This is a genomic window from Actinopolymorpha sp. B11F2 (genome assembly GCF_040195635.1).
Classification (GTDB): domain Bacteria; phylum Actinomycetota; class Actinomycetes; order Propionibacteriales; family Actinopolymorphaceae; genus Thermasporomyces.
In genome coordinates, this window is the sequence record NZ_JBEFTX010000006.1 from 96,431 (window position 1) to 111,566 (window position 15,136).

The following is a 15,136-nucleotide window of genomic DNA, read 5'->3' on the forward strand; positions in this document are numbered from 1 at the left end:
ACCGCAGTGGATTTCGACCAGCGCTCTCTGACCCGGGCGGGGAGAGGCACAGATCGGCTGAGAGACTCGCTCCTCGTGGCAACCCCCGCACAGTGGCTCGAAGGCGCACGACTGCGTACCCTCCCGGCATCCGTCGCGCCAGTCCTCGTCGGCTCCGGAGCGGCCGCGGCGGCGGGTTCGTTCATTGCCTGGAAGGCAGTTCTCGCCCTGGCGGTGGCCCTCGCGCTGCAGGTGGGCTCGAACTACGCCAACGACTACTCCGACGGGATCCGCGGCACCGACGACCACCGGGTCGGCCCGCAACGCCTCGTCGGCTCGGGAGCGGCGACACCCGCCGCGGTGAAGGCAGCGGCGTACGCCTGCTTCGCGGTGGCAGCGGTCTGCGGACTCGTACTCGCCCTCACGACCGCGTGGTGGCTCCTCGCCCTCGGCGCGGTGGCGATCGGGGCGGCGTGGTTCTACACCGGCGGCCGACGCCCGTACGGCTACCACGCGCTCGGCGAGGTCAGCGTCTTCGTGTTCTTCGGGCTGATGGCGGTGGTCGGCACGGCGTACGTCCAGGCGCTCCGCGTCACCTGGCCGGCGGTCGGCGGTGCGATCGCGATCGGGTCACTCACGTGCGCGATCCTGGTCGCGAACAACCTGCGCGACATCCCGACCGACGCCGCCAGCGGGAAGCGCACGCTCGCGGTGGTGCTCGGTGACCGCCGCACCCGACTGTTGTACGCCGGCCTGCACGTCGTGGCGTACGCCGTCGTCGTCGTTCTCGCGCTCACCACGACACCGTGGACACTTCTCGCCCTGCTGGCGCTGGGACTGGCGCGGCGGCCCCTCCGTCAGGTCCTCCACGGGACCAGGGGGCGGGATCTGGTGGCGGTCCTGCGTGACACCGGTCTCGCCGAACTCGTCTTCGCCCTCCTGCTCACCCTGGCCCTCGCCCTGTCCGCCACCACCCCGTGATCATGATCCTGACCATGAAGGATTTGTGCGCGCTAGGCCGATTGCTTTCATGATCATGGGCGTTGGAACAGGGAGGCAGCCCCGCGCGGAAGGCGCAGCTCCCGCCGTTGAGATGATGCAGGCTCAGTCGCGCTCCGTCGGGTCGTGAGTGGTCGCGCTGGTCCCCATCTCGTCCGCAGCGTCGGTCTCCTCGTCGGCGTGGGTGACGGCCCGATGCTCCTGGAGGCGGCGAACGTACTCCGGATTGATCTGTTCGCGGTCGATCTCGCGCGGATCCTCGCCGGGGGTCGCGTCCTCCTTCGTCCACCTGTCGGTGCCTTCGGGGTCGTGACGGGGATTGTCGTTCATAAACGATCGGTACCCCGAGGAGCGCCGGGATAACCGGCGGTGGGGACACCGGAGCGGAGCGTCTGGGAGACCCTCGGCGCGGCAACCCGCCCTCCCGGCAACGCACAGCTGCCCCTGCCCGCCCACCGGAGAGCCCACCCGCACAGCTACCCGACCCGGACGGCTATCCGGCCGCACAGCTACCCGACCCGCACGGCACACCGCCTACGGCGTCATCCACTCGCCCGTGGCGCCGAACCTCTCCAAAACCTTGGCGTACGGCTCGAGGTCGAGGCCCTGCCGCGCCACCCACGAGTCGTCGTAGTACGTGTGCGCGTAGCGGTCCCCGCCGTCGCAGATCAGGGTCACCACACTGCCGCGGTCCCCGTCCCGGAGCATCCGCGCGACCAGCGCCAGCGCGCCCCACAGGTTCGTGCCCGTCGACCCGCCCGTCCGCCGCCCCGTCACCGCCGCGAGATACCGCATCGCCGCAAGCGACGCCGCGTCGGGTACCCGCATCATCGTGTCCACCACATCGGCCACGAACGAGGATTCCACTCGCGGCCGCCCGATCCCCTCGATCCGCGACCCCTCCGCCGTGCACGACGGGTCGTCCTCACACCAGCCGCGGAAGAACGCCGAGCCGTCCGGGTCGACGACGCAGACCTGGGTGGCGTAGCGGCGATACCGCACGTACCGCCCGATCGTCGCGCTCGTGCCACCCGTGCCTGCCCCGACGACGATCCACCGAGGGATGGGGTGCGGTTCCGCGCTCAGCTGCTCGAAGATGCTCTCGGCGATGTTGTTGTTGCCCCGCCAGTCGGTGGCGCGTTCGGCGTAGGTGAACTGGTCCATGAAGTGGCCGCCGCACTCCTCGGCGAGCCGGCGCGACTCGGCGTCGATCCCGCGCGGGTCGTCGATCAGGTGGCAGCGCCCACCCTGGAACTCGATCAGGGCGATCTTCTCCGGGCTCGTCCACGCCGGCATCACCGCCACGAACGGCAGCCCCAGAAGGCGGGCGAAGTACGCCTCGCTCACCGCGGTCGAGCCGCTCGACGCCTCGATGACGGTCGTCCCCTCCCCGATCCAGCCGCTCGCGAGCGCGTAGAGGAACAGTGACCGTGCCAGCCGGTGCTTGAGGCTGCCGGTGGGATGGACCGACTCGTCCTTGAGATAGAGCTCGATGCCCCACTCCGGTGGCAGCGGGAACACGTGCAGGTGCGTGTCGGCGCTGCGGTTGGCGTCGGCCTCTACCCGGCGGATCGCCTCGGCGACCCAGGCGCGGTCGGGCGGCGGGTGCTTCGCCCTCCGTACGCCGAAACATGACATGTCAGCAGGCTAACCCCGGGGCCGGTGCCCGCCGGGACTCCAGCAAATGACCACGCTGAGCATGCCTGCGGCGCGTCAGCCACGCCGTCGCCACTCCGCCACGCCGTCGCCACCCTGCCAACCCGACCGGGGCAACGGGACGAACCTCTTCGGCGTCGACCTCACCTCCGGCGAGATCACCCAGCTGACCGACCTCGACCAGCCGCCGCCTCCGGGCGAGACGTCGTCCTGTTCGCCAGCAAGAATCCGGTCCGCGAGGAGGCGTACTTCTCGCACGGCCGGGACCTCGTCGCCCTCGACCTGCAGTCGCGACAACCGGCGGCTGCTGCTGTGGCGGCGTCACGGTGACGGCTTCGACTGACTTCGGGTGCTGCTCAACCACCGGGGTTCGTTCCACATCCAGTGCCGTGCACGTCCATCCCCGGCTGCGGCCGGACAACCGGCAAGTGCTGTTCACGACCGACTCGAGCGGGTACGGCAACGTCCACCTGGTCGACGTCCCCGACCTCGACAGCCTGCCGCTCGCCTCGGCCCGACCAACCTGTCCTGGTCGTACGCCCGCCCCCTGCTGTGCTCCGCGGCTGGACGTGACTCGAGGACTGTGATCTCGTCGCCGAGTCCAGGCACTTCTCGAGTGGCATGGAGACCCCGCTGCTGTTCCAGGTCCATCGAGATGAACGGCATCGAAGTGGCGCGGCACATCCGGAAGGTGCGGACCTGCCTGCGTACCGCCTGCGACGAACTTCTCTCCGACCGCGACTCCCTCACCCGCCGACTCCTCGGGCGCCGTCGACCGCTCGCGCTGATCCCGCGTGGCGCTTCGAGAAGGGCTCAGTCGATGTCTTCCTTGCGGGTGGCGGCGTCGATGCGTCCCCGCACCGAACGGATCCCGCCGGACAGCGCCCGCCCCGCCTCGACTCCCTGCCGTCGCAGCAGCAACCAGGACAATCCGGACGTGAACAGCAGGGCCGGAAGCGCGACCAACCACGGTGAGGTCTCGCTGCCGAAGAGCAGGTAGAGGATCCCGAAGCACGCCGCGAAGATGGCGAGCCGGAGGAGTGTGTAGACGAGGAAGGTACGCACGACAGTCGCAGCGTACGTCAGCCGCTCATCGCGTCTGCTGAGGGCCCCGCTCCACGGGCGCACCGCTGCCGGCACGCTCCCCGGTCCGTCGGGGCCCCGGGCCCACAATTCAGCCCGACCCCACGGCGCCGACCAGCTCCGCGAGCAGACTCGGTTCGATGTTGCCTCCCGACACGACCGCGACAACCGGGCCGGCCGGCAGATCCGCGGCATGCGCGAGGTAGGCCGCCGTGGCCACCGCACCACCTGGTTCCGCGACCAGCCGGGACCGCACCGCCAGGGAGCCGACCGCCGCCCGGATCGCGTCGTCGGACACCGTGAGCACACCGTCGACCCGCGCGCGGACGTGCTCCCAGGCGAGCTCACCCACGCAGACGCGGAGCGCGTCGGCGATCGTCCGGTACGTACGTTCGACCGGCCACGTCCGCCGCTCGCCCACCCGCATGCTCTCGGCCAGGTCGCCGGCCAGCTCAGGTTCGCACGCCATGACTCGCGCGTCCGGCCGGAGCGCCTTGACCGCGGTCGCGACACCGGACACGAGACCACCGCCACCGACCGGCACGAGCACCGTGGCGACCTCGGGCAGGTCCGCGATGATCTCCAGCCCGATCGTGGCCTGCCCGGCGATGATCCGCGGATCGTCGAACGGGGGAACGTACGCATACCCGTGGGCGGCCACCAGCTCCGCCACCCGTGACTCCCGCTCGGCGGGGGGCACGAGGATCACCTCTCCGCCGAGCGCCCGGGTCGCTGCGACCTTGACCGGCGGGCTGGTGTCGGGCATGACGACGTACGCCCTGGCCCCGAAGAGCCGCGCCGCCATCGCCACCGCCTGGGCGTGGTTGCCCGACGAGTGCGTGACGATCCCCCGCACCCGCTCGGCCTCGGCAAGTGAGCCGGCCGCGTTGAGCGCGCCGCGGATCTTGAACGCCCCGATGACCTGGAGGTTCTCCGGCTTCAGCCAGAGCGGCCGGGTGGGGTCGTGGTCGGCCCAGGGCGCCGGCACCAGGGGGGTCCGGACGACCCTGCCATCGATCCGCTCGGCGGCGGCACGAACCTCGGCAAGGCCCACCAAATCCTGTCTTTCGCCCATGTCGTGACGCTACCGGCCGCGCCGCAGGGCGGCGCGCTGGACAGGTTCACCCCACCGCGGGATGGCGGCTACGCTCATGCGCAGGCTTTGTCGTACGCCGCATGTGAGGAGGGTTCCGGGTGCCCCGAGTGCTGCCGGTCCTGGTCGCCATCGTCCTGGTGGTCTTCTGCCTGGTCGACCTGGTGCAGAGCCGCCGCGAGGGCGTGCGCACCATGCCGCGCCCGCTCTGGGCGCTTGTCATCGTCTGCGTACCGTTCCTCGGTCCGCTCGGCTGGCTCCTCGCCGGCCGACCACGGGCGGGCTCGCAGTCGCGGCCGACGTCGCCGACCATGGTCGCGCCCGACGACAACCCCGAGTTCCTCAGCCGCCTCAAGGAACGCCGCCTCGAGGCCGAGGACGAACGCCTGCGGCAGTGGCAGGCCGATCTCGAACGCCGCGAGCGCGACCTGGACCCTCGCGAGGACAGGAGCGACCCGAGCGACCCGGCGGGCTGACCACGGATCACAGGTGACACCTCGGGTCGGGCGCTCTACTCTCACCGGATGACTGGCGAGCATGTCGCGCGGCCGACCCTTCCGGAGAAGGTGTGCACCCGCGCCGCGGAGCTTCTCAGCCGACATGTCGGCAAGACCGTCGCGGTGGTCGGCCAGGAGATCCTCAACCATGACGGCCATGCGTTCGTCGCCCGGGTTCTGCTCGACGACGGATCGCCGCTCGCCAGCGCCGTCGTGAAGATGGCCCACCGCGGTGACGGCGGCGAGTTCGACAAGGACGACGCGGATCCCTACGGCCCGGCAGCAAGACTGTGGAACGAATGGGCCGGCCTGGAGTTCCTGTCGTCCCTGCCCACGCCGTGCACGGCCGTACCCGCGTTCTACGGCGGTGATGCCGCGCTGGGTTTCGTGGTGATGGAGGACCTCGGCGCCGGGCCGAGCCTCGCCAACCTCCTGCTGGGGACCTCGGCCGAGCAGGCACGTGCCGGACTGGACGGCTACGTCGACGCGCTGGCGGAGGTCCACCTGGCGACGTTCGGACGCACCGAGGCCTACGACGACCTCCGTTCCCGCCTCGGCACAACGGCCCCGGCGCATCACGGCTTCTCGGCGGCCAAGTGCCTCGGCGACCTGACGACACCACTCGGCATCCTCGATCCGACCATCGACCTCGACGGCGACGTCGCGGAGGCGGTCGCGTGGATCGACGCGGTCCTGGACGATCCGGGGCCGTGGCGGGCGTTCAGCCTCAACGACTGCTGCCCCGACAACAACCGGGTCGACGAGCGCGGCAGGCTGCGGTTGTTCGACGTGGAGTTCGCCGACGCCCGGCACGCCCTGCTCGACGTGGCCTACCTTCGCACGACGATGCCGACCTGCTGGTGCGTACGACGGCTCGTGCCGGACCTCGCCGAGGACCTCGTGCAGCGCTACCGGGACCGGCTGGCGGCGGGAGGGCGGGCGACCTCCGACGCCGACTTCCACGCCGCCCTCAACGCGTGCGCGGCGTTCTGGGCGCTGCTCAACGCCAGTTGGCATCTCGAGGCCGCCCTGGAACCCACCGGCGCCGACCGGTCCCACTGGGATGCCTACGACTTCACCTTCGGCTCGCGCCGGCAGATCTTCCTGCAGCGGTTGGCCGAACTCGCCGACGCGGCGGACCGTCAACCGGAGCTTGCGGCCCTGCGCAGCCGCCTCGCCGATCCGGCCCGTGCCGCCGCCCGGCGTGCCTGGCAGGTCGTCGATCCGCTCCCGCTCTACCCTGCGTTCGCGGCTGGGAAGACGTAGCGTCGGCCGCGTACGCTCTCCCCGCGCCAGCAACGGCGACGGCGACGCGAACCGCTACTTGCCTGTGTAGGAGTGGAAGCCGCTGATCAGGAAGTTGACGCCGATCAGGTTGAAGAGGAGGGCGGCGTAAGCCACGAGCGCGATCCACGATGCGCGGCTCCGCCAGCCGGCCGTCGACCGGGCGTGCAGGTAGGCGGCGTAGCAGACCCAGGTGATGAACATCCAGGTCTCCTTGGGGTCCCAGCCCCAGTAGCGTCCCCACGCCGCGGCGGCCCAGATGGCGCCGGCGATGAGGGCGAACGTCCAGACCGGGAACGCGAAGGCGTTCAGGCGGTACGCCGTCCGCTCGATCGTGGCCGCCGGGGGAAGCTGCGCGACATAGCCGCCCCCTCCCCGGCGTTCCTGCCTGGCCTTGACGATCTGCAGCACGCTCGCCACCGCGCCGAGGGTGAGCACGCCGGTCGCGGTGACGGCCGCGGAGACGTGGATGACCAGCCAGTACGACTGGAGCGCGGGGATGAGGCCCGAGACCGGGAGGTAGAGAACGGTGATCGCGATGCCGAGCACGACCAGGAGGAACCCCACCAGCGGAAGGGCGAGGAACCCGATCCGGAGCCGCCGCAGCGTCACGAGGTAGGTGACGGCGATGACCAGGCTGCCGGTGATCGCGAACTCGTACAGGTTGCTCCACGGAACCCGCTCCGCCGCCACGCCACGCGACACCACACCCCCACCCAGCAGGATCGTGCCGAGGATGGTGAGCGCGAGGCCGATCCGGTGGAACATCGCCGTACGGAGCGACTGAGCGCCCGCCGCTCCGTCTCCACCGCCAGCATGAGCGTGATCGGGACCGGTGTCAGCGGGACCGGCGTGGGCGGGTCCAGGACCCTCGCCAGAGCGACCAGCGTCCGGGCGTTCGAGCACCGCTACAACGGTGTCGCCGCCCCTGGCGTCGGTCTCCGCCGAGAGGGCGGCGCCCGAGGACTCGGCCGCGCTGCGCCTTGCCCCGGAGCGGCTGGTCGCGGCATCCGGTGCCGTACGGCGTTCGCGAAGGAACGCCCACTCCGCGGCGTGCGCCACCATCGCCAGCGCGAGGACGACTGTCGCCGAGTGGACGAGGTTGTCCGACAAAGCAGCGAGCGCGCTCACTCCTGCTCCTCCCTGACCGGTGCCGTGCGAGCCTGAAGCCCGGCGGCGAGCTTGTCGATCTCGATCGCGAGGTCGCTGGCGGTGCCCCCACTGTCGGCGCCGCCGTCGCCGACGGCCTTTCGAACGTCCGCACCGTCGGCCGCCGCACCGGCAGCGCCGGCTCCGCGCGACCCCAGGCCTGGTTCGGCTCGATCCAGCCCGGCGACCGCGACCACCGTACGCCCGCCGTCCTCGGTCACCCGGACCCAGACCCGACGGCGACGTACTACAAGGGATAGTAGCAACCCGCCGAGCGCGAGCACCGCGCCCACCAGCGCGACCGGCTCGCCGGGGTTACGGCTGACCTGCAGGTTGACCCAGCGGGCGTACCCGTCGAACGTGATGCTGCCCGCCCCATCCGGCAGCGCCGCCCGCTCGCCGGGCGTCAGCGCCAGCCGGAAGGGCTCACCGGGCGCCGACCGGAACTGCGTCAACGTCCTGGTCTCGAGCCGATAGACCGACTGCGGCACGCCAGAGTCCAGCCCGAGGTCTCCCCGGTACGCCGTGAGGAACACCGACGGCCGCAGCGCATCCGGGAACGCCGACACCGGGCCACGCTGCGGATCCACCACCGCCGTCGGCAGGAAGAATCCCTGGAAGCTGAGCTGCTCGGGCCGGGCGTCGGGCACTTTCACGACCCCGGTCGAGGTGAACCGCCCGTCCTGCGGCAGGAACGGCACCGGTCCGGAGAACGCCACGTCACCGTTGCCGTCGCGCACCGTGAACCGCGGTGCGTAACCGTGCCCGATCAGGTGGACCTGGGCGCCGTCGACCCGCAACGGATGGTTGACACTCAGGTCGTACGACTGCTTCGGCGCCCCCGGCCGCTCGGTGTAGGTGAGTGCGGCGTTGAACGCCCGGACCGAGCCGCGCTGTTCGCCCCGCGTCTCGAAGCGCACCCGGAAGTCGTCGACGGTCAGAGCGAACGGCGGCAGCTGGTTGTTCCGGAAGAGTCCGCCACTCTGGTAGCCGTCGTACTGCGTCACCGTGTTGGCAAAACCGTTGCCGACCACCACCAGTGCGGTCCCGCGGAAGCCGAAGAGACTGCCGACCGCGACACCGACCAGGACCACCACGATCGCGACGTGGAAGACCAGGTTGCCCACTTCGCGCAGATACCCTCGCTCGGCCGCCACCGAGTCGGCGCTGCGGTCGACGCGATAGCGCAACCCACGAAGCTCCTTCGCGGCTGCGGCGAGCACGTCGTCGGGCGCCCCGCTGGTTGTCCAGCTGCGATGCTCCGGCAGCCGGTCGAGATGGCGGGGAGCCCTCGGCGGTCGCGACCGCACCACCCGCCAGTGCAGCGCTGCCCGCGGGATCACGCATCCCAGCAACGACACCAACAGCAGAAGGTAGATCGCGGCGAACCACGCCGACCCGAAGACGTCGAACAGCTCGAAGCGTTCGTACCATCGGGACAGTCCGGGGTTGGCACGCACGAAGTCCGCGACCGCGACCGGGTTCACCTGCCGCTGCGGGATGATCGAGCCCGGAATCGACGCGAGCGCCAGCAGGAAGAGCAACAACAAGGCGGTACGCATCGACGTCAGCTGCCGCCATGCCCACCGGGCCAGCTCGAAGGGACGCAGCGGCGGCGGAGCGTCATTGCGCGCCGTCTCGTCTCGCACCTGCGTCTGCGTCATCCGCGCCTCACCTCCGCTCCGTCCCACGCACGGCCGCATCCTCCACGGGCCAACCTCACAGCACCGTCGAGAAGTCGCTGATCCACTGCCGCATCGGCCCGATCACGCCGTTCCAGGCCCCGGTGACCATCAGCAGTCCGACGATCACGAGCAACGCACCGCCGGCGCGGGTCACCCAGACATGGTGCCGGCGGACGAACGCCAGTCCACCGAGCAACCGGCGGAACCCCACGGCCACCAGGACGAACGGCACCCCGAGCCCGGCCGCGTACGCAGCCATGAGCAAGGCGCCCCTGCCGGCGGTCGCCTCGTTGACCGCCAGCGTCGCGACCACCCCGAGCGTCGGCCCTATACACGGCGTCCATCCCAGGCCGAACAGCACGCCCAGCAAGGGTGCCGCGCCAAGCCCGACGGCGGGCACACCATGGATTCGCCAGTCGCGCTGGAGCCAGGGTACGAGCCCCAGGAAGGCCATACCGAGCAGGATCGTGACCACGCCGAGCACCGTCGTCAGCACACCGGCGTTGCCGGCCAGGAACGTCCCCAACGCCCCGAACAACGCACCCGCCGACACGAACACGATCGCGAACCCGGCAACGAAGAGCAGCGCCCCAGTTGCCATCCGTCCGCGCGCACCTGAGGCGAGGTCGGCGCCGGAGAGACCGGTGACATAGGACAGGTAGCCCGGCACCAACGGCAACACGCACGGGGAGAGGAACGACACCAACCCGGCAAGCAGCGCCACCGGGATCGCCAGCATGAGAGAGCCGTTCATCGCGACGTTGGCGAAGCCGTCACCCACCGACCCGGCCGTTGCTCCCATGCTGAACCCGGGAGACCCCAGGGCCACGATGGTGGCGGGATTCACCCGGACTCCTCGACATCGGTGGCGAGCTGTTCCAGCGTCCGCTGGCTGAGGGTGCCGAGGACGCGGGCCGCAACCCGGCCTTGACGGTCGATCACGAGCGTCGACGGGATCGCGCTGGGTGGCAGCGTCTCACGGAACCCCAACAGCTGTTCGCCGTTCGGGTCGTAGACGCTCGGATACGTCACCTTGAACGTACGCACGAACGCACGCGCCGGTCCCGGGTCGTTGTCGCGGGTGTTGACGCCCAGGAACTCCACGCCGGCGGGCTTCAGCGTCCTCGCCGCCGCCACGAGATCCGGCGCCTCCTTCCGGCACGGCGCGCACCACGAGCCCCAGACGTTGAGGACGACGACCTTGCCGTCGAAGTCGGCGAGGCTGATCCGCTTGCCAGACAGGGTCTTTCCCGCGAGAGCAGGCGCGGGTTGACGCTCTGCCGGCGGGATGGTGGTGACCGTCCCACTCCCGGAGACGAACCGGGCGTTGGCGTTTCCGGAACCGCCGCCGGTGCCGTCGTCACTCCCGCCACCTGTGCAGGCCACCAGCAGAACCAGCCCGATGACCGCGGCGCCGACCCGGGCCAGGACAGGCACCGCCGGACCGATTGCCTTCCGTGAGGGGCACAGCCGGAGCAAGGCTGTGCGGACGTGGGCCGTGGAACGCAACACTCTCACGCCCCCGCGACGAACTTTCGCGGCGTGGCGGTCACCGGCAACAGGTCGGCCGCCGGCTCGGAATAGTCAACGGACACAAGCCGATCCGCGTCATAGGTGAAGGTCGTGAGACTGGCAAGGGTGCATTGACGCTTGCGAGGATCGTGCCAGAGCCGGCGTCCCTCGACATAAGACCGCAGTGTCCAGATCGGCAGCTGATGGGAGACCAGCACCGCTTCATGCCCTTCCGCCGCCCGCCGGGCATCGCCCAACGCGCCCAGCATGCGTACGACGATCGCGCGGTACGGTTCGCCCCACGACGGCTGGAACGGATTGCGCAAATGCCGCCAGGACGACGGTCGGCGCAACGAGCCGTCACCGACGCCGAACGTCCGGCCCTCGAAGACGTTGGCCGCCTCGATCAGCCGATCATCAACCGTGACGGACAGCCCGAACTCCGCGGCCAGCGGCTCGGTCGTCTCCTGTGCGCGTTCCAGCGGAGACGACCGGAGATGTACGACGTCTCTGCCGGCGAGGGTGTCGGCCACCCGCTTGGCCATCTTCCGGCCCAGTTCGGACAGCCGGTAGCCCGGCAACCGGCCGTAGAGAACCTTGCCTGGATTGTCCACCTCGCCATGCCGCAGCACATGGACGAGCGTACGTGGTGGCGTCACCGGCGCTCCCACCCGTTCCTCTTGGTCGGCTCGTGGTTCCTCGGACAGCTGGTTCTCGGTCGGCTCTTACTTCTCAAGCTGGCTGGTCCAGCTACTTCTCAGGCGCCTGGGCAGCCGCCGCCGCGCGGGCGGCCACCGGTGCCGCGGCCGCGATCCGGTCGAGGGCGGTGGCGTCGTGCGCGGCGCTCACGAACCACGCCTCGAAGACACTCGGCGGCAGATGGACGCCACCCTCGAGCATCGCGTGGAAGAACGCGGGGAACCGGTACGCCGCCTGGCTGCGGACCTCCGCGAAGTTGCGCACCCGGGGCAACTCGTCCGGGTCGACGAAGAAGACACTGAAGAGATTTCCGGCGTACTGCACGAGGTGCGGAACGCCTTCCTTGGCAAGGGCGGTGCCGACGATCTCGCCCACAGCGGCGGCGGTGTCGTCCAGCCGGGTGTAGACGTCAGGGGTCGCGAGCCGGAGCGTGGTGAGACCGGCCGTCGTCGCCACCGGGTTACCGGACAGCGTGCCCGCCTGGTAGATCGGGCCGGCCGGCGCCAACTGCGCCATGTAGTCCGCCCTGCCGCCGAACGCCGCGGCCGGGAAGCCACCACCCATGACCTTTCCGAACGTCATCAGGTCGGGTGTCACACCGTCGATTCCGTACCATCCGGACCGGCTGACCCGGAAGCCCGTCATCACCTCGTCGGAGATGAACAGAGCCCCGTGTCCGCGGCAGGTCTCGGCGAGGAAGGCATTGAAGCCTTCCTCGGGTGGAACCGCTCCCATGTTGCCCGGCGCCGCCTCGGTGATGAGGGCCGCGATCTCGTCGCCGTGCTCGGCGAACACCGCACGCACGGCCGCACGGTCGTTGTACGGAACAACGACGGTGTCCGCGGCCTGCGCCTGCGTGACACCGGGCGTGTCAGGGAGGCCGAAGGTCGCGACACCCGAACCCGCCGAAGCGAGGAGTGCGTCGACATGGCCGTGGTAGCAGCCGGCGAACTTCACGATCTTGGTGCGGTTCGTCACGCCTCGCGCCAACCGGATCGCCGACATGGTGGCCTCGGTTCCTGAGGAGACGAACCGCACCGACTCGACCGGCGTACGACTCACGATCTCCTCGGCGAGTTCCACCTCGGGCACGGTCGGCGTGCCGTACGACGTGCCGGCACCCACGGCCGCGGTCACCGCCTCGACCACCTCCGGGTGTGCGTGGCCGAGAATCATCGGCCCCCACGAGCCCACGAGGTCGACGTACTCACGCCCGTCGGCATCCACCAGATAAGGGCCGTACGCCCGGGTGATGAACCTCGGGGTGCCGCCGACGGCCCGAAACGCGCGCACCGGGGAGTTGACACCCCCGGGCGTGACTGCCTGTGCGCGCTCGAACAACGACCGCGACGTGAGCGGCTCCTGTGCGGTCTGAGCTGGGGTTTCAGCTGGGGCGGTGGCGCCCGGGACAGGGGTACGAGGCTCGGTCACCGCGTCATTGTCTCTCTTCCGAAAATTTCGCCGACAAGGGCGTCGACCCGTTTGCGATCTCGGCCGTAACCACTCGCAGTCCCCGTCGTTGAATCGGCGATGGGTTCGGGGTTCAAAGAGGCGTGGCCGCGACGTATGGTGAGTCGTGAGCTACGGGAGGTCAGGATGACACGGGGGACCGCTGAAGGGCACCGGCGGTGCAGCGTGCGGCCGTATTACGTTGTCGGCCCACCAGCCGCTATCGTCTCGATGACGGATCGACCTATGTCAACCTCGAATTCGTCGACGAGCTCGACCACACCCAAAAACGCCTTTCGTAGTCCGTAAGGCCACACGGCCGCGGTCCCGCGACTGGCTCGGCGCCCTCACCCCCCCGGGCGCGCCGGGCCTCCTCGGCCGCCGCGGCGCCTGGTTACCTCCCCCCCGACCGGGCGCCGTGGCGGCCCCTCCATGTCCGGGGTAGGACTCCTCCGCGGAGAATGACCACGCTGAGTGCGCCTGTAGGAGCCGGAACAGGTGTCGACAGCTTTCGAAGGTCCATACGCATGGGCAGCGTGGTCATTCTCGGGGCGCCGACCGCCTACCCCTGCCAGTCATAGCGGGGCGCCGTGATGGCGTACTCCCTCAGATACGCGAGCTTGTCGCCGCTCCGGCGGGCGACGGTGGCGCCCTCGAAGCCGCCGATCTCACCGTCGTAGCGGCACTGGAAGTCCCACTCGGCGAAACAGGCGTCGCTCGTGGCGTCGAGCGCAGTGATGTCCCAGCGGGTGACCCGGTTGCCGGGGGCGAGCCACACATCGATCCACCGGGCCATCTGGTCGATGCCACGGTAGACAGGCCCGTACGACTCGATCACCACGCACGCGGGGTGGAGGGTGGCGAGAATCGCGTCGCGATCGGCGGCGAGCCAACCGTCAAAGTACGCCCGGACGAGCCGCTCGGGCATGCCCTGCGCCATCGGCCCACTACACCCGACGCAGCAGGCGGGCGGCCTCGACGGCCCAGTACGTCAGCACGACGTCAGCGCCGGCGCGCCGGATCGAGGTGAGGATCTCGAGGATCGCCCGCTCCCGCTCGATCCAGCCCTGAGCGGCCGCCGCCTCGACCATGGAGTATTCGCCGGAGACGTTGTACGCAGCGACCGGAACCTGCACCGCGTCCTTCACCCGGCGTACGACGTCGAGGTATCCCAACGCCGGCTTGACGATCAGCATGTCGGCACCCTCGGCGACATCGAGCGCGGCCTCGCGCAACGCCTCGACGGCGTTGGCCGGATCCTGCTGGTAGGTCTTGCGGTCACCCTGCAGGCTCGACTCGACGGCATCGCGGAACGGGCCGAAGAACGCCGAGGCGTACTTCGCGGTGTAGGCCAGCACGCCGACGTCGGTGTGGCCGGCGTCGTCGAGAGCGGAACGGATCGCGCCGACCTGGCCGTCCATCATGCCGCTCGGGCCCACCAGGTGGACCCCAGCGGCGGCCTGGGCAAGAGCCATCTCGGCGTAGCGTTCGAGGGTGGCGTCGTTGTCGACCTGACCCTCCGGCGTGAGCACCCCGCAGTGGCCGTGGTCGGTGAACTCATCGAGGCAGAGGTCGGCCATCACGACGGTGGCGCCACCCACTTCGGCTGCGAGCTCGCGGATCGCGACGTTGAGGATGCCGCTCGGATCGGTCGCGCCGCTGCCGATGGCGTCCTTGCGTTCGGGAACGGCGAACAGCATCAGCCCACCGACGCCGGCCTCGACCGCCTCGACGGCGGCCTTGCGCAGAGTGTCGAGCGTGTGTTGAACGACGCCCGGCATCGACGGGATCGGCATCGGTTCGACCGCACCCTCACGGACGAAGAGCGGCAGGATCAGCGACCGCGGATCGACGTCGGTCTCGGCGACCAGCCGACGCATCGCGGGGGTCGTACGAAGCCGCCGCGGACGGATCTCGGGGAATCCCATACCTACGAGGCTAGCGCCCGTCTGTTTCGTCCAATGTGTCAGAGGTCGGCCCGCAAATGACCGCGCTGCCCATGCCTGTGGCAACCGGAGAGGCATCGACACCGCGCCCGGGTTCCACAGGCA

At 70.2% G+C, this 15,136-nt stretch carries 17 protein-coding genes; 4 read left to right on the plus strand and 13 right to left on the minus strand.

Translation table 11 applies throughout. The annotated features are described in order from the left end of the window. Nucleotides 1-75 precede the first annotated feature (75 nt). Nucleotides 76-960 (plus strand): 1,4-dihydroxy-2-naphthoate polyprenyltransferase, encoded by an 885-nt coding sequence (locus ABN034_RS13195; protein WP_349691292.1) that lies wholly within the window; start codon nt 76-78, stop codon nt 958-960. A 123-nt stretch (nt 961-1,083) separates the two neighbouring features. Here ABN034_RS13195 and ABN034_RS13200 read toward each other — a convergent pair whose 3' ends face one another. The 3 genes from ABN034_RS13200 to ABN034_RS13210 all read right to left on the minus strand — a co-directional run bounded on the left by ABN034_RS13200 (nt 1,084) and on the right by ABN034_RS13210 (nt 2,931). Beyond that, entirely contained in the window at nt 1,084-1,308 is a 225-nt protein-coding gene (locus tag ABN034_RS13200) for a hypothetical protein (protein ID WP_349330057.1), read from the minus strand. Nucleotides 1,309-1,512: 204 nt separating this feature from the next. Beyond that, nucleotides 1,513-2,616: an L-cysteine desulfhydrase Cds1 gene (gene cds1, locus ABN034_RS13205; RefSeq protein ID WP_349691293.1), complete on the minus strand. Its 1,104-nt coding sequence runs from the start codon at nt 2,614-2,616 to the stop codon at nt 1,513-1,515. Between the two features lie 75 nt (nt 2,617-2,691). Next, nucleotides 2,692-2,931: a hypothetical protein gene (locus ABN034_RS13210; protein ID WP_349691294.1), complete on the minus strand. Its 240-nt coding sequence runs from the start codon at nt 2,929-2,931 to the stop codon at nt 2,692-2,694. A 92-nt stretch (nt 2,932-3,023) separates the two neighbouring features. Here ABN034_RS13210 and ABN034_RS13215 point away from each other — a divergent pair, with 92 nt between their 5' ends. Continuing rightward, entirely contained in the window at nt 3,024-3,221 is a 198-nt protein-coding gene (locus ABN034_RS13215; RefSeq protein ID WP_349691295.1) for a hypothetical protein, read from the plus strand. A gap of 226 nt (nt 3,222-3,447) precedes the next feature. Here ABN034_RS13215 and ABN034_RS13220 read toward each other — a convergent pair whose 3' ends face one another. Then, nucleotides 3,448-3,699, minus strand: coding sequence for a DUF4229 domain-containing protein (locus ABN034_RS13220; RefSeq protein ID WP_349330055.1), 252 nt, complete (start codon nt 3,697-3,699; stop codon nt 3,448-3,450). Nucleotides 3,700-3,808: 109 nt separating this feature from the next. After that, complete coding sequence (locus ABN034_RS13225) at nt 3,809-4,792, minus strand: threonine ammonia-lyase (RefSeq protein WP_349691296.1); 984 nt, start codon at nt 4,790-4,792, stop codon at nt 3,809-3,811. Between the two features lie 119 nt (nt 4,793-4,911). Between ABN034_RS13225 and ABN034_RS13230 the strand changes: the two genes are divergently transcribed. Together ABN034_RS13230 and ABN034_RS13235 are read left to right on the plus strand one after the other, a co-directional pair. Next, nucleotides 4,912-5,286: a PLD nuclease N-terminal domain-containing protein gene (locus ABN034_RS13230; protein ID WP_349691297.1), complete on the plus strand. Its 375-nt coding sequence runs from the start codon at nt 4,912-4,914 to the stop codon at nt 5,284-5,286. Between the two features lie 48 nt (nt 5,287-5,334). Continuing rightward, nucleotides 5,335-6,573 (plus strand): phosphotransferase family protein, encoded by a 1,239-nt coding sequence (locus tag ABN034_RS13235; RefSeq protein WP_349691298.1) that lies wholly within the window; start codon nt 5,335-5,337, stop codon nt 6,571-6,573. A gap of 54 nt (nt 6,574-6,627) precedes the next feature. Here ABN034_RS13235 and ccsB read toward each other — a convergent pair whose 3' ends face one another. The 8 genes from ccsB to hemB all read right to left on the minus strand — a co-directional run bounded on the left by ccsB (nt 6,628) and on the right by hemB (nt 15,013). Continuing rightward, nucleotides 6,628-7,722, minus strand: a complete 1,095-nt coding sequence (gene ccsB, locus ABN034_RS13240) for a c-type cytochrome biogenesis protein CcsB (protein ID WP_349691299.1) — start codon at nt 7,720-7,722, stop codon at nt 6,628-6,630. Next, nucleotides 7,719-9,404: a cytochrome c biogenesis protein ResB gene (resB, locus tag ABN034_RS13245; protein ID WP_349691300.1), complete on the minus strand. Its 1,686-nt coding sequence runs from the start codon at nt 9,402-9,404 to the stop codon at nt 7,719-7,721. Before resB ends, ccsB begins: the two co-directional genes overlap by 4 nt. A 55-nt stretch (nt 9,405-9,459) precedes the next feature. Beyond that, nucleotides 9,460-10,206 carry a cytochrome c biogenesis CcdA family protein gene (locus ABN034_RS13250; protein WP_349691505.1) on the minus strand — a complete coding sequence of 249 codons (747 nt, stop codon included), beginning with the start codon at nt 10,204-10,206 and terminating at the stop codon, nt 9,460-9,462. Nucleotides 10,207-10,268: 62 nt separating this feature from the next. After that, on the minus strand, nt 10,269-10,862 hold the full coding sequence (locus tag ABN034_RS13255) for a TlpA disulfide reductase family protein (RefSeq protein WP_349691301.1): 594 nt from the start codon (nt 10,860-10,862) through the stop codon (nt 10,269-10,271). A 77-nt stretch (nt 10,863-10,939) separates the two neighbouring features. Next, nucleotides 10,940-11,596 (minus strand): histidine phosphatase family protein, encoded by a 657-nt coding sequence (locus ABN034_RS13260; protein ID WP_349691302.1) that lies wholly within the window; start codon nt 11,594-11,596, stop codon nt 10,940-10,942. Nucleotides 11,597-11,687: 91 nt separating this feature from the next. Continuing rightward, entirely contained in the window at nt 11,688-12,977 is a 1,290-nt protein-coding gene (gene hemL, locus ABN034_RS13265; protein ID WP_349691506.1) for a glutamate-1-semialdehyde 2,1-aminomutase, read from the minus strand. Nucleotides 12,978-13,647: 670 nt separating this feature from the next. Further along, complete coding sequence (locus tag ABN034_RS13270; protein ID WP_349691303.1) at nt 13,648-14,025, minus strand: nuclear transport factor 2 family protein; 378 nt, start codon at nt 14,023-14,025, stop codon at nt 13,648-13,650. Between the two features lie 7 nt (nt 14,026-14,032). Beyond that, nucleotides 14,033-15,013 (minus strand): porphobilinogen synthase, encoded by a 981-nt coding sequence (hemB, locus tag ABN034_RS13275; RefSeq protein ID WP_349691304.1) that lies wholly within the window; start codon nt 15,011-15,013, stop codon nt 14,033-14,035. Nucleotides 15,014-15,136 lie beyond the last annotated feature (123 nt).